This is a genomic window from Agromyces sp. NPDC029043, from assembly GCF_055564615.1.
This window is the reverse complement of the sequence record NZ_JBVHVX010000010.1, coordinates 1-13,931: the sequence shown is the minus strand read 5'-3', so window position 1 is coordinate 13,931 and position 13,931 is coordinate 1. Positions and strand designations below refer to the sequence as shown.

9 protein-coding genes and 1 pseudogene are annotated in these 13,931 nt (G+C 74.6%); 6 read left to right on the top strand and 4 right to left on the bottom strand.

The features are described from left to right. Nucleotides 1–59 precede the first annotated feature (59 nt). Nucleotides 60–1,289 carry a phosphotransferase gene (locus ACZ4TW_RS13425; RefSeq protein ID WP_465543230.1) on the top strand — a complete coding sequence of 410 codons (1,230 nt, stop codon included), beginning with the start codon at nt 60–62 and terminating at the stop codon, nt 1,287–1,289. Here the strand turns inward: ACZ4TW_RS13425 and ACZ4TW_RS13420 are convergent. Further along, a complete protein-coding gene (locus ACZ4TW_RS13420; RefSeq protein ID WP_465543229.1) occupies nt 1,286–4,633 on the bottom strand; it encodes an ATP-dependent DNA helicase in 3,348 nt (1,115 codons plus the stop codon). The two genes, ACZ4TW_RS13425 and ACZ4TW_RS13420, sit on opposite strands and share 4 nt — an antisense overlap. Next, nucleotides 4,630–7,722: a PD-(D/E)XK nuclease family protein gene (locus tag ACZ4TW_RS13415; protein WP_465543228.1), complete on the bottom strand. Its 3,093-nt coding sequence runs from the start codon at nt 7,720–7,722 to the stop codon at nt 4,630–4,632. The genes ACZ4TW_RS13420 and ACZ4TW_RS13415 overlap by 4 nt, the downstream gene beginning before the upstream one ends. 93 nt (nt 7,723–7,815) lie before the next feature. On the opposite strand from ACZ4TW_RS13415, the gene ACZ4TW_RS13410 reads away from it, so the two are divergent. Further along, nucleotides 7,816–8,040: a DUF3107 domain-containing protein gene (locus ACZ4TW_RS13410; protein ID WP_465543227.1), complete on the top strand. Its 225-nt coding sequence runs from the start codon at nt 7,816–7,818 to the stop codon at nt 8,038–8,040. After that, nucleotides 8,040–8,345 carry a hypothetical protein gene (locus tag ACZ4TW_RS13405; RefSeq protein ID WP_465543226.1) on the top strand — a complete coding sequence of 102 codons (306 nt, stop codon included), beginning with the start codon at nt 8,040–8,042 and terminating at the stop codon, nt 8,343–8,345. Before ACZ4TW_RS13410 ends, ACZ4TW_RS13405 begins: the two co-directional genes overlap by 1 nt. Before the next feature lie 36 nt (nt 8,346–8,381). Here ACZ4TW_RS13405 and ACZ4TW_RS13400 read toward each other — a convergent pair whose 3' ends face one another. Next, entirely contained in the window at nt 8,382–9,098 is a 717-nt protein-coding gene (locus ACZ4TW_RS13400; RefSeq protein WP_465543225.1) for a ferritin-like fold-containing protein, read from the bottom strand. 132 nt (nt 9,099–9,230) lie between these two features. Between ACZ4TW_RS13400 and ACZ4TW_RS13395 the strand changes: the two genes are divergently transcribed. Further along, nucleotides 9,231–10,730, top strand: coding sequence for a DEAD/DEAH box helicase (locus ACZ4TW_RS13395; protein ID WP_465543224.1), 1,500 nt, complete (start codon nt 9,231–9,233; stop codon nt 10,728–10,730). A gap of 49 nt (nt 10,731–10,779) precedes the next feature. Here ACZ4TW_RS13395 and ACZ4TW_RS13390 read toward each other — a convergent pair whose 3' ends face one another. Beyond that, complete coding sequence (locus ACZ4TW_RS13390) at nt 10,780–11,670, bottom strand: PHP domain-containing protein (RefSeq protein WP_465543223.1); 891 nt, start codon at nt 11,668–11,670, stop codon at nt 10,780–10,782. A gap of 54 nt (nt 11,671–11,724) precedes the next feature. Here ACZ4TW_RS13390 and ACZ4TW_RS13385 point away from each other — a divergent pair, with 54 nt between their 5' ends. Both ACZ4TW_RS13385 and ACZ4TW_RS13380 read left to right on the top strand, forming a co-directional pair. Continuing rightward, the gene (locus tag ACZ4TW_RS13385) at nt 11,725–12,747 is read left to right on the top strand and encodes an endonuclease/exonuclease/phosphatase family protein (RefSeq protein ID WP_465543222.1); all 1,023 of its coding nucleotides are present in this window, start codon (nt 11,725–11,727) and stop codon (nt 12,745–12,747) included. Between the two features lie 40 nt (nt 12,748–12,787). Then, a pseudogene (locus ACZ4TW_RS13380) lies at nt 12,788–13,804 on the top strand (aminopeptidase P N-terminal domain-containing protein); the annotation flags it as partial. Nucleotides 13,805–13,931: the final 127 nt, after the last annotated feature.

Sequence of the window (13,931 nt, the reverse complement as noted above, 5' to 3'; positions counted from 1 at the left end):
TCGTTCGGAAGGCGTGGCGGTCGCCGGGCAGGCGGGAACACCTGCTTAGGCTGTGTGCCATGGCCAGACCCCCACTCACTCTAGCCGCGTTGGCCACGGCCGCGGTGGCCGGACTCGAGGTGCGGGCGGCCCGGGCGCACACCCGCAGCGCGGGCGGCGCGTTCGACGCCGTCGAGCTCCATTCCAGCGACGGACGACGCCTGCTCATCCGCGCTCCGCGGACGCAGAGCGCGGAATCCGAGCAGTCCGCCGACCTCGTGGCGCTGCGCGCGCTGACGCCCGGCATCCGCTCGCGACTGCCCTTCGCCGTGCCCGAGTTCGTCGGACAGGCGCCGATCGGCCCGACGCGCGCGGTCGTGACCGGGTTCATCCCGGGCGCCGTCCGCTCGGCCGACGAGCTGACCGCGAACCCGGCGCTCGCGGCCGCGATCGGCCGCGCGATCGCCGCCATCCACTCGCTGCCGCCCGGCTTCGTCGGCGAAGCCGGGCTGCCCCGGCGCTCCGCGGCCGAGGCGCGCGAGTCGGTCGTCGCGGTCATCGACCGCGCCGCCGACACCGGCCGGCTTCCGGCGGCGCTCGTGCGCCGGTGGGAGGAGGCCACCGACGACGACACGCTCTGGCGGTTCGTCCCCACCGTCGTGAACGGCCAGCTCGGCGCGGACTCGTTCCTCGTCGAGGGCGACCGCGTCTCGGGCGTGATCGGGTGGTCGGGCCTCGCGCACGACGATCCCGCTCGCGACCTGCACTGGGTGCTCACGTCGACGGGCGCCTCGGCCGAGGAGGCGCTGACCTCGTACGTGGCCGCACGATCGGGCGGCGCCGATGCCGAGCTCGCGCGCCGGGCGCTCCTCTACGCCGAGCTCGAGCTCGCGCGCTGGCTGCTGCACGGCGTCGACACGCACGACGAGGCCGTCATCGAGGATGCGGTCGCGCTGCTCGACGGACTCGTCGCGAGCGTGCACGACCTGTCGTCCGAGCCGCTGACCAGCGACACGGGACCGATCCTCGCGGTGGCCGAGGTCGAGCGCCTGCTCGAGGAGACGCCCCGCGACGTCCGCGCCCGAGAGGCCGGGTCGACCATGCTGACCGACAGCTACGACGTAGAGGAGCTGCGGCGCCACCTCGACGGCGACCGATCGGGCGGCGCCACCGGGCCGGTCACGACCGGCGCCGGCGACCCGCCCGTCGCACCACCGATGGACGCGACGGCGCCGATCCCCCTCGACCTCAGCGACTGGGGCGACGCGAAGCCGCCCGCGAGCGGCGACGCGCGCGACCGCACCGCCTAGGCTCGGGCGATCGCCGTGCGCACCCTCTCGGGCAGGACGGCGGCCGCGGTCGGCTCGGCCTGCACGGCACGCGTGGCGACGCCGGCCCACACCCGGCGGATCGCCTCCTCGTCGTACAGCACGTCGGGACGCAGGACGCGGTCGTCCTCGACGTAGTAGAAGACCGCGTCGATGGCCGCCGCCGGCACGTCGGCCCAGCGGGCGTACGCGAGCCGGTACAACGCGAGTTGCGTCTGCCGCAGCTCGAGCTCCCTGGCATCGCGTGCCGCCGCCCCGGTCTTCCAGTCGACGACCTGGTAGCGGATGCCGCGGCGACCCGCTTCCGAGTCGGGCTCGACCTCGTACACCGCGTCGATCTTGCACACGAACACGTGCTCGTCGAGCGGAAGGTGCAGCTCGAGCTCGACGGCCGCCGGCCGCCGGTCGGCCCATTCCGACGCGGCGAAGATGGAGCGGAGCCGCTCCAGCCGTGCCTCGACGGGGTCGCCGGGGCGACCCGAGCCGTGGTCGACGAGGTCGTCGGCGACGTCGAACTCGAGGTCGAGCGCGTCGAGGTCGGCGGACGTCGAGTCGACCGGCGCGCTGCCGCCCGCACCCGGACCGCCGGTCGAGCGCTGCTCGACCCATGCGTGGAAGAGCGTGCCGATGCGGGTGGCCCGGTACGGACGCTGCGGCATCGGCCGGGCGAGCTCGGCGGCGACCGCGTCGGGGTCGTCGACGTAGTCCTTGAAGCGCGAGGCGGGGACGCGGGTCGGCACGCCACCGCCACGTCGCTCGCCGCGCCGGCGCCGTTCCTCGAGCAGCATCCGGATGTCGTCGGCGAGGGCCGGCCCGATCCCCGCGCCGCTCGGACCGGCCGCGGCCTCGCGCACCGCCTCGGCCGCCCGCAGGACCGCGGGGCGGCGAGCCCCCAGCGGATCGAGCGGCCAGGTCACGCGCGACGCCTCGGCCGCGCGCGGGTTCTCGGATTCCTCGGGTGCAGGCGGAAGCGAATCGGGGTCGACGACTCCGGCCACGACCAACTCGCGCAGGAACGTGCTCGGCGAGCGCGGTGACCTCTGCGTCGCCCACCACGATCCGGTCAGCAGCAGCTCGGACCGCGCGCGGGTGACGCCGACGTAGGCGAGCCGCCGTTCCTCCTCGGCGTGACGTTCCCGGTTCTCGGCCGAGTAGGCGCGGACGGACTCGTCGAACTCGGCTTGGCTCTGCACACCGCGCCACACGAGCTCGGGGATCTCGTCGCGGTCGCCGCGGAACTCGTCGGGGAGCATCCCGAACGCGAGCCACCCCTTGCCGCTCCGGGGCTTGGAGGGCAGTTCGTCCTCGACGAGGCGCGGGATCGCGACGACATCCCATTCGAGCCCCTTGGACCCGTGGATGGAGAGCACCTGGACGGCGCCGGGCTCGGGATCGTCTTGGCGGGGGCTCAGCCGGTCGCGCTGCTCGGCTTCGGTGAGCCAGCCGAGGAACGCCCCGAGCGTCGGGTGCTCGGCCGTGTCGACGAAGCCGGCGACGAGGTCGCCGAACGTCTCGAGGCTGGCGGAACCGAGCGGCTGGGAGGGGTTCGCAGCGACCTCGATGTCGAGCAGCAGCTCCTGCTCGACGAGCGTGACGAAGTCGACGAGCCCGAGCCCGGCACGGCGACGGAGCGACTGCAGCTGCGCGCCCGCGCGCCGGAGCCGAGCAAGCCCCTCGACGGTGAATCGGCCGAGCGCGCGGTGCTCGTCTGGTGCGGTGAGCAGGAAGTCGAGGGCGTCGACGATCGACGGCGACTCGTCGGGCGCGATGGAGCCGCGGATACCCTGCCGCACCTCGTCGGCGAGGCGCCGCGTGCTGAGGTCGCGTTCCGCCAGCCAGCGGGCGAGCCCGCCGAGCGCGGCGAGATCGGCGGTGCCGATGCGCCAGCGCGCGCCGCCGAGCAGGCGCAGCAGTTCGGATCCGGCGGTGGGGTCGTGCACGACGCGGAGGGCGCAGACGAGGTCGGCGATCACGGGCTGGTCGAGCAGCCCCGCGACGCCGAGCACGTGCACCGGCACGCCCCGCTCGCGCAGCGCGGCCGCGAAGAGGTCGACATGGGCGAACGTGCGGCACAGCATCGCCCCCGTGCGCCCGCCCGCGCGCATGCGCGCGGCGAACCAGTCGGCGAGGGCCGCGGCCTCGTCGTCGATGGTCTCGTGCCACGACACGTCGAGACGGCCCGGCTCCGCGAAGGGCGAGGGACGGAGCGACGCCTTCGGGATGCCGGCGTCGAGGGGTGCGATGAGCGCGTTGGCGGCCTCGAGCACGACGATCGGATTGCGCCAGCTCGTCGACAGGTCGTACGCGGCCGCGGAGCCCGACGTCGAGAAGTCGGCCGGGAACCGCGCGAGGTTCGCCGCACTTGCGCCGCGCCATCCGTAGATCGACTGGTCGGGATCGCCGACCGCCATGACCGGGCGCCCTCCGAACAGCGTCGCGAGCAACCGGGTCTGCACGACGCTCGTGTCCTGGTACTCGTCGAGCAGCACGGTCGCGTACCGCTCGCGGTGGGCCTCGACGACGTCGGGGTGGGCGGTGCAGATCTGCAGTGCGAGCGCGACCTGGTCGGAGAACTCGACCACGCCCCGTCGCAGCTTCGCCTCGGCGTACGCGTCGGCGAGGTCGAGCAGGGGCGGGAGCGCATCGACGACACCGAGGGCGGAGACGAAGCTCTCGAACGGCGTGCGCTTGCGCGGCGCCTCGATGGGCAGGTCGGCCATCGCGAGGAACTCCCGCGCGAAGGCGCGGACGTCGCGGCTGTCGGTCACGTTCTCGGCGAGCGCGCGACTGAGGCCGAGGACCGCGCCCGTGACCCGGTCGAGCGACGCGTCGAGCTCGACGAGCCGCTCGTCGGCGGATGCGGCGACGATGCTGCGCGCGAGCTGCCAGGCAGCGGCCTCGCCGAGGATCGCCGCATCGGGCTCGCGACCGATCCGGAGGGCGTGCTCGCGGTAGATCGCCCCGGCGAAGGCGTTGTAGGTGAACACCGCGGCCGACTCGAGGGGATCGAGCCGGACGTCGGCGATGCCCTCGTCGACCAGTTGCGCCACGCGTTCGCGCACCCGCTCGGCGAGCTCGCCCGCCGCCTTTCGCGTGAAGGTGAGCCCCAGCACCTCGGGCACGTCGACCAGCCCGTTGGCGAGCAGCCACACGACGCGATTGGCCATGGTCTCGGTCTTGCCGCTGCCCGCCCCCGCGACGACGATGCTCTGCCCGTGAGGGTCTGCCTCGATCACCGCGCGTTGCTCCGGGGTGGGCTCGTGAAGCCCGAGGCGACGCGCGATCTCGTCGGCGCCGATCCGGACCGGCTCGGCTGCCGGGCTCACGCCGACACCGCCGGCACCAGGTGGACGCGGTACTGCCAGTCGCCGAACCGCGAGCCGTGGGGCAGCTCGACGGGCGACTCGAACGATGCTCCCGCCATGACCCGGCCGACCTGGTCGAGGCGCTCGCGGAATGCGGCCTCGGCCTCGTCGTCGAAGGGCTGCTGGGCGCGCTCGGTGTAGAGGCGGCCGCCCACCGGCCGGGCGACGTACACCAGCTTCGCGCCCCCGAGGCGGCCCGCGTTCGGCAGCACTCCTGCACGCGCGGCGAGCTGGTACGCCGCGAGCTGCGGATGCGATGCGGTCTGCGCTGCCGTGGGCGGCGTGCGGCCCGTCTTCAGGTCGACGATCACCGTCGTGCCGTCAGCGGAGGCTTCGACGCGGTCGATCGTGCCGGTGATCCGGACGCGCCCGCTCACGAGCGTGAACCGACCCTCGGCGCCGAGCACCACGACCCCGTCGTCGACGGCGTTCCGGAGGTAGTCGGCCGCGCCCTCGGTCATGCGCCGCGCGCCCCGCAGCTCGCGCTCGGCCACCCAGCCCGCATCGAACCTGAGGTCTCGCCAGCGGCGCTCCACCGACGCCCACAGCGTCTCGACGTCGAGCTCGCCCTCGCTCGCGGCGGCCTCCTCGACGACGGCGTGCACGATCGTGCCGATCGAGGCCGCGAGACCCGACGGCGGCTGGGCGACGTGATCGACGAACCAGCCGAGCGGCGACTCCTCGACGCGATCGATCTGCGACGGCGAGACGGCGACCAGCGCCTCGGGATCGCCGTCGAGGTCGACGAGCGGCGCGGTGGTCGTCGGCTCGGCGAGGCCGTACCACTCGTCGGGGTGCGCACCCGCGACGCCCTGCTCGGCCAGGAGCGCGAGTGCCGCCGCTGCTTCGGGGTCGCCGGTCGCGGCATCGCGGCGCAGTGCGCCGACGAGACCGCGCAGGTGCAGTGGGCGGCGCCGACGCGCCGGCGGCCTGACGGGCGCGAAGCCCATGAGCACCGACGGCTGCTCGTCGTCGGTGGCCGTGCAGGCGAGCACGACCTGCCGGCGAGCACGTGAGACGGCGAGCGCGAACAGCCGCAGCTCGTCGCCCCGCACCGCCGCGCGGACCGCCGCCGCGCTCTCGGCTTCGGGCTGCGGCTCGCCGGCGCGCATGGCGGCGACGGCCGCGCCCAGCGCGCCGGCGTGGAGCAGGGTGCCGCGCGGGCGGAGGTTGGGCCACACCCCGTCCTGCAGGCCGGCGACGACCACCACGTCGAACTCGCGGCCGATGAGTGCCGGCGGGGTCGCGAGCACCACGGCCCCCACTCCGCGCTCGGGCGCGAGCGAGTCCTCGGGCAGGGCGTTCTGGAGCATCTCCTCGACGAAGCGGCGGGCCGGCGCACCCGGCTCGCGCTCCACGAAACGCCGGGCGGCGGCGAACAGCGCCACGACCGCGTCGATCGAGCGGTCGGCCTCGTCGGCGAGGACGCCGCTGCCCGCCGCCTGTGCGGCCCATTCGCCCTCGAGGCCGCTGTCGTGCCAGAGCAGCCAGAGCAGTTCCTCGACCGTCGCACCGCGTGCCGCCGAGCTGCGCGCGGCATCGAGCAGCGACGCGAGCCGCCCCGCGCGCCGACCGGACGGCGCGTCGATCGTGGCGAACCCGCCGGGTGCGCCGAGCGCCTCGACGAGCAGCTCGTCGGCACTGCGGACGCCGCCGGCCGCGAGTTCGTCGTGGCGGAGCGCGAGCCGGAGCCGACGCAGCCCGACGCGGTCGAGCCGACCGAGCGGCCCGGTCAGCAGCGCCGTCGCGGACTCGGCCGTGGTCGGCTCGATGCCGAGCACGCACGCGGCCGCGGCCAGGAGCGCCGCGGAGCCCGGTGCGTCGCGGAGCGCGCTGCGCGCGACGCCGCCGGAGACCGGCACGTCGGAGGCGGCGAGCGCTCGCGCGAACGCCGGGATCTCGGCCCCCGACCGCAGGACGACCGCCATCGCCGACCACGGCACCCCGTCGAGCAGGTGCCGTTCGCGCAGCAGCGCGGCCACCTGCCCCGCCTCGGCCGCGGGCGACGGCGCCTCGATCCCGACGACCGGCTCGAGCGGGTCGTCGTCGTGCTCGAGCGCGTGGGCGGCCGCCCGATGCGCGCCGCCCAGCGCCGTGCCGATGTGGCTCGCGACCTGCGTGAACAGCACGCGGTGCGCGGGCCGGCCCCGGTGCACGACGGGGAGCTCGACGCGCCGGACCTCGCGCCCGCCGAGCGCGGCCGAGAGCGACCCGAGCAGGTCGGCGCGGCCGCCGCGGAACCCGTTGCTCGCCACGTCGGGGTCGCCGAACGCGACCACGTCGACGCCGCGCTCGGCGAACGCGCCGAGCAGCGCCGCGCCCGCCTCGGTGGCCTCCTGCGCGTCGTCGACCACGATCAGCCGGAGCCGCGCGAGCGGGCCGAGCGCGGCCTCGTCGCGCGGATCACGGAGGCTGCCGTGGACGATCGACGCGGCGAACGCGCCGAGCTCGGCCGAGTCGAACTGCGTCGGTCGCAGCTGTTCCTTCACCTCGGCGTACTCGGTGAGGAACCGGGCGGCGGCGACCCACTCGGTGCGGTCGGCTCGCACGCCGAGCGCCTCGAGCTCGGCCGGGGTCACGCCCTGCTCGACGGCGCGCATCATGAGGTCGCGCAGCTCGGAGCGGAACCCGCGCAGCGCCCGCACCTCGGCCGTGAGCGCCTCGGGCCATTCCGGCCCCCCGCCGTCGAGCGCCTGCGCCTCGAGGAGCTCGCCGATCACCTGGTCGTGCTCGGCGCCGGTGAGCAACGTCACGGCGCGACCGGTCCGGGCGCGCACGAGGTCGTACGCCACGGCGCTCGCAGTGCGGGCCAGCGCGCCGCGCGTGGTGAGCCCGAGGCGCACCGCGAGGGCGTCGCGCAGGCCGGCCGCCGTGCGGCGCGTGGCGGCGAGCACGAGCACCTCGGACGGGTCGAGCCCGCCCTCGACGCGCTCGGCGACGAGCTCGATCGCGAGCCGGGTCTTGCCCGTTCCGGGCGCCCCGAACACGGCCGCGTGACCCCCGCCGACGAGGTCTGGGGCCGGGCGGACGAGGGTCGCATCGAGGTGCATGCCGCCCACGGTATCCGTGTCCGCCGACAGTGAACGCGACGGGGCCGGACCCGCGCGTGTCGTAGGGTGGCGTCAACGACAGAAAGGCGCACAGTGGACCTTCGCATCGGCATCCAGAACTCCCCCCGCGAGCTCGGCTTCGAGACCTCGCAGACGGCGGCGGAGGTCGAGCAGGCCGTCGCCGCAGCCCTCTCCGGCCAGTCGCCGGTGCTGCGCCTGACCGACAGCAAGGGAACGGTCTACGTGGTGCCCGCCGCTGCGCTCGCCTACGTGGAGATCGGCACCGAGGAGGCCCGCCGGATCGGGTTCGTCGGCTGATGGAGCTCCTCTTCGTCACGCTCGGCGGTGCGATCCTCGGCCTCGCGGCGCGCTATGCGATCCCCCGACGCCGCACGCACGGCGTGGTCCTCGTGCCGGCAATCGGCGCCGCCGTCGCGGCGGTCGTCTGGGTCGCGCTGACCTGGCTCGGATTCGCGTGGGACGGCGGGTGGATCTGGGTGATCTCGCTCGCCGCCGCCGCCGCGGCCGCGGCCGGCACCGCGCTGTTCATCGGACCGCGCCGCGAGCGGAGGGACGCCGAGACGTTCGCCCGGCTCGCCAAGTTCGGCGTGTCGCACGGCTGACCGGACGAGTCGCGGCACGACGCCGGAGCGGCCGCGTCAGGCCGTGAGGCCGAGCGCGTCCATGCGTCGCGTGTGCGCGGCGATGAGCTCGGTGAACACCGGCTCGACGTCGGTCCCGAGCGCGCCGGTCGACTCCGACGCGCGCAGCGCCGAGTGCGCGATCAGCAACGTGTCGCCGACCAGGCTGCGGCCCCAGAGCGCGAGGCGGTCGCCGAGCGTCGCGTCGGCCGCGATAGCCTGTGCGAGCTCGCGCACGACCACATCGTCGGCCCCGTGCTCGCCGAGGATCGCCCGCACCCGCGCGCCGAGCTCGGACGGCAGGCCCTCGGACAGCCGGGCGAAGTAGTCGTCGAGCATGCCCGAGGTGATGTGGATCCCGAGCAGCAGCTCGGTCCAGTCGGCGCCCGAGGTCGCCTGCCGGAACCGGTCGGTGGCGGGCGCGAACGGCGCCATGACCTCCGCGGGCTCGGCGTCGAGGCGGCGCAGCTCGGCGATCAGGTCGTGGTGCTTGCGCAGTGCGACGCCGGCGGCGGCGCTCAGGCCCTCCTTCGCGGCCAGGTCGGGCGCCGTGGCCACGGCCTTCGCGAGGCTCTCGAAGAACTCGAGCTGGATGTACGCGGCCTGGCCGAGGAAGGCCACCGGGTCGGGCACGACCTCGGTGAAGTCGATGCGGGTGAGCTCGGTCGGCGCCACGCGCGGACGCATCCTCGGCGCCTCGGGCCGCGGAAGCCGCGGCTTGGACCAGTTCACCACGCACGACAGCATAGAGGCCTTCCCAGCCCGCTCGGATAGGCTGGTCGGGCACGCGGGCGATGGAACCGCGGCCGTGCGCCTGACGATCGGAACAGGGCGCACCCCTCTCCGCATCACCGACAGGTAGAACACGTGACCACTTTCACCGAACTCGGCATCGCGCCCGACATCGTCGAGGCCCTCGCCGGGAAGGGCATCGCCGATGCCTTCCCCATCCAGGAGCAGACCATCCCGCTGGCGCTCACCGGCCAGGACATCATCGGACAGGCCAAGACCGGAACCGGCAAGACCTTCGGGTTCGGCCTGCCGCTGATCCAGCGACTCGGCGATGCCCCCGAGCCCGGCGTGAAGGCGCTGGTCGTGGTGCCCACGCGGGAGCTGTGCGTGCAGGTGACCGAAGACCTCGAGCTCGCGACGTCCAACCGCCCGACCTCGATCGTGTCGATCTACGGCGGCAAGGCGTACGAGGGCCAGATCGAGCAGCTGAAGGCCGGCGCGCAGATCGTGGTGGGCACCCCGGGCCGCCTCCTCGACCTGGCGAGCCAGCGGCTGCTGTCGCTGAAGAACGTGACCGAGATGGTGCTCGACGAGGCCGACAAGATGCTCGACCTCGGCTTCCTCGCCGACATCGAGAAGCTGTTCTCGCAGACGCCCGCGAACCGCCACACCATGCTCTTCTCGGCGACCATGCCCGGTCCGATCGTGGCGCTCGCGCGCCGCTTCATGACCCGGCCGATCCACATCCGCGCGAGCGACCCCGACGAGGGCCTCACGCAGGCGAACATCAAGCACCTCGTCTACCGCGCCCACTCGCTCGACAAGGACGAGGTGATCGCCCGCATCCTGCAGGCCGAGGGCCGCGGCAAGACCGTGATCTTCACGCGCACCAAGCGCGCCGCCGCGAAGCTCGTCGAGGAGCTCAACGACCGCGGGTTCAACGCGGCCGCCGTGCACGGCGACCTCAACCAGGACCAGCGCGAGCGCGCCATGGCCGCGTTCAAGGCCGGCAAGAAGGACGTGCTGATCGCCACGGATGTCGCGGCGCGCGGCATCGACGTCGACGACGTGACGCACGTCATCAACCACACCATCCCCGACGACGACAAGACGTACCTGCACCGCGCGGGCCGCACCGGTCGCGCCGGCAAGACCGGCATCGCGGTGACCTTCGTCGACTGGGACGACCTGCACAAGTGGGCCCTGATCAACCGCGCGCTCGAGTTCGGCCAGCCCGAGCCGACCGAGACGTACTCGTCGAGCCCGCACCTCTACACCGACCTCGACATCCCCGAGGGCACCAAGGGCCGCCTGACGCCCGCGCCGAGCGCGCCCCCCACGCGGTCGAGCACCGCGGGCCGCCGCGAGGGCGAGGCCGCGACCGACGACGCGTCCCGACCGCGTCGCTCGCGCTCGCGCCGTCGCACCCGATCGGGCGAGCCGGTCGGCGAGGGCGCCGCGCAGGGCGGCGACGCCGCGTCCAGCCAGGCGGGCGCCTCGGCCGACGCGAAGGAGCCGGGCGCCGGCACGCACGACGGCAAGGGCTCCGAGCACCACGACGGCAACGCCGCGCCGCCGCGCCGCCGACGTCGTCGCCGCGGCCCGCGCACGGGCGGCGCCGCGCCCATCGCATAGCGCCTCGCGCCCCGGGGCGAATCGCGGCCGCGACCTGGCGGGCCGCAGTTCAGCGCGCCGCGGGTTCGCCCGCGCGAGGCACCACGGGTCGGCTGCCCGTCGCCTCGGCGACGATGCGCGCGACCACCTCGGGCGGCGTCGTGTGCTCGGCGAGCCGATTCGCCTTGCCGAGGCCGTGGTAGTCGCTCGAGCCGGTCACCGCGAGTCCGTACCGCTCCGCGAGCGCACGCAGTCGCGGCCGGGAGGCCGCGGTGTTCTCGGGATGGTCGACCTCGAGGCCGAAGAGCCCGGCGTCGACGAAGCGGCGCAGGCGCTCCTCGGTGATCACGTCCTCGGCACCGCGCGTTCCGGGGTGCGCGAGCACGGGAACGCCTCCGGCGGCGCGGATGAGCCGGATGCCGGTGAGCGGATCGGGCGCGTAGTGCGGCTGCGCGTAGCCGGTGCGCCAGTGGAGGATCCCCGCGAACGCCTCGGACCGGGTGGCGGCGTGGCCGCGCGCGACGAGCGCGTCGGCGATGTGCGGGCGGCCGATGGTCGCGCCGTCGGTGGTCTGGGCCAGCACGTCGTCCCAGGTGAGGTCGTAGTCGGCCGAGATGCGGCGCACGATCTTCTCGGCCCGGGTCATCCGCGACTCGCGGATCCGCGCGGTCTCCGCGAGGAGCCCCTCGTCGCGCGGCTCGACGAGGTAGGCCAGCACGTGCACGCTCGCGAACTGCACGCGCGTCGAGAGCTCCATCCCCGGGATGAGCACGATCCCGTTCCGGATCGCCGCGTCGGCCGCCTCCGCCCAGCCGGTCGTCGAGTCGTGGTCGGTGATGGCGATCGCGCTCAGCCCGGCGCGGGCGGCAGCCTCGACGAGCTCCGCTGGGGTGTCCGTTCCGTCGGAGACCGTGGAGTGCGTGTGCAGGTCGGCCGCGACGTGGACCGGGGCATCGGCCATCCCCCCATCGTAGGCGCGGCCGACCGGTCCGTCGGCGCGGCTAGGCTGGTGTGGATGCTCCCCCGCACCCTCGGCTGGGCGATCGCGCTCGGCACCGCAGCCGTCCTGGCGGTGCTGCTCTGGCCGCAGGCGTTCGGCCTGCAGAACCAGTGGATCGCCGCCCACGTCGTCGCGCTCCGCGCGGCGGCGGCCCTCGGCGCCGCGGCCGCCGCCGCGGTGTTCGGCATCCTCGCGCTGACCGGCGCGGCGCGCCGGTTCGGGGCCGCGATGGCGGCGATCCTCCTCGTGTTCACGATCGGGAACGCCGGCATCCTCGCCGTGCGCGGATTCGGCGCCGGGGTCCAGCCCGCCGACGCGGCATCCGACTCGGTCACGGTGCTCTCGTGGAACACGCTGGGCGAGGTGCCCGACGCGTCGACCATCGCCGGCCTCGCGCTCGCCGAGGGCGCCGACGTGGTCGTGCTCCCGGAGACGACCGCGCCGCTCGGCGAGGAGGTCGCGATCGAGATGCGAGACGGCGGACGCCCCATGTGGGTGCACACCCAGTTCTTCGACGAGGTCGCGAAGGCGCGATCCACGACGCTGCTCATCTCCCCCGACCTCGGCGACTACCAGGTGGTCAACGAGCCGTGGCCCGGTCCACCCGGCAACACGAACACGCTGCCGAGCGTGGTCGCCGAGCCCGTCGGCGGCGTGGGGCCGCGCATCGTCGCGGTGCACGCCGTCGCGCCCATCCGCTGGGAGCTGCGGAACTGGCGCAGCGACCTCGACTGGCTCGCCGAGCAGTGCTCGGGCGACGACGTCATCATGGCCGGCGACTTCAACGCCACGCTCGATCACTTCGCCGGTCGCAGCGTCGACGGCGGCGATCTCGGGCGGTGCGCGGATGCCGCGGCGCGGGCCGGGTCGGCGGCGGTGGGCACGTGGCCGACCCGCGTCCCCGCCCTGCTGGGGAGTCCGATCGACCACGTGCTGGCGACACCCGGATGGAGCGTCGAGGCGTTCCGCGTGATCGAGGGCCTCGACGACGCGGGCAGCGACCACCGCCCGATCGTGGCGACGCTCGCCCGCGGCTGAGCACCGGGCCGCGACATCCGTCGGTGCCAGAATGGAACGCATGACGAACACCGGCGACGCCACCGCGACGGCCCACGAGGCCCGCCCCACCGACGAACTGCCCGCCGAGGAGTCCGACGTCCGGAACGCGAACCGTTCCACGACGCCCGAGTCCGAGGGCTTCAAGGCCTTCATCTTCGGCGGCTGGGCCGAACGCGACGAGCCCCTGCCGACGCCGCGAGCGCAAGCCGCGTACGCCGCAGCGCGCCGCGAGCGCCTGTCGGCCGAGTTCCGCGGGCAGCGGCTCATCGTCCCCGCCGGCGACATGAAGCAGCGCGCGAACGACACCGACTACCCGTTCCGCGCGCACTCGGCGTTCGCCCACCTCACCGGCTGGGGCTCCGACTCCGAGCCCGGGGCCGTGCTCGTGATGGAGCCCGCCGGCGAGTCGGGTCACGATGCGACCGTGTACTTCCGCGAGCGCGCCGGCCGCGACTCCGACGAGTTCTACGCCAACGCCGCGATCGGCGAGTTCTGGATCGGGCCGCGCCCGTCGCTCGCGCACGTCGCCGCCGACCTGCAGGTCGCGACGAAGGGCATCGCCGAGTTCGACCGCGTGGTCGACGCGGTCGACACCGCCACGCTCGTGGTACGCGTGGCCGACGCCGCGATCACCGAGCGCGTCGACCACGGGCGCCTGCGCTTCGCCGCCGAGGCCGCGCTCTCCACGAACGCGTCCGACGCGCCGTTCAGCATCGAGGTCAACGCCGAGCACGAGCCCGACGGCGAGCTCGCGCGCGCGGTCTCCGAGCTGCGGCTCGTGAAGGACGAGTTCGAGATCGCCGAACTGCGGGCCGCGGTCGACGCGACCGAACGCGGCTTCGCCGAGGTCCTCGCCGAGCTGCCGCGCATCACGAGCGAGGTCCGCGGCGAGCGCGTCATCGAGGGCGTCTTCGCCACCCGCGCTCGCCTCGAGGGCAACGACGTCGGCTACGGCTCGATCGCCGCGGCCGGCCCGCACGCCACGATCCTGCACTGGACCCGCAACGACGGGCCCGTGGTGCCGGGCGACCTGGTGCTGGGGGGGGGGGGGGGGGGGGGGGGCACCCCCCCCGCCCCCGCCACCCCACCCACGTTTCCCGTGGACGACTGTTTCTCTCCCCTGTGGTAGCGAGGGTGCTAGGAGATGCTTGAGGCGGAAGAGG

Coding starts and splice junctions, on each gene's coding strand:
- ACZ4TW_RS13385 (WP_465543222.1), top strand. CDS start 11,725: ATGCTCCCCCGCACCCTCGGCTGGGCGATCGCGCTCGGCACCGCAGCC.
- ACZ4TW_RS13405 (WP_465543226.1), top strand. CDS start 8,040: ATGGAGCTCCTCTTCGTCACGCTCGGCGGTGCGATCCTCGGCCTCGCG.
- ACZ4TW_RS13425 (WP_465543230.1), top strand. CDS start 60: ATGGCCAGACCCCCACTCACTCTAGCCGCGTTGGCCACGGCCGCGGTG.
- ACZ4TW_RS13415 (WP_465543228.1), bottom strand. CDS start 7,722: ATGCACCTCGATGCGACCCTCGTCCGCCCGGCCCCAGACCTCGTCGGC.
- ACZ4TW_RS13390 (WP_465543223.1), bottom strand. CDS start 11,670: ATGGCCGATGCCCCGGTCCACGTCGCGGCCGACCTGCACACGCACTCC.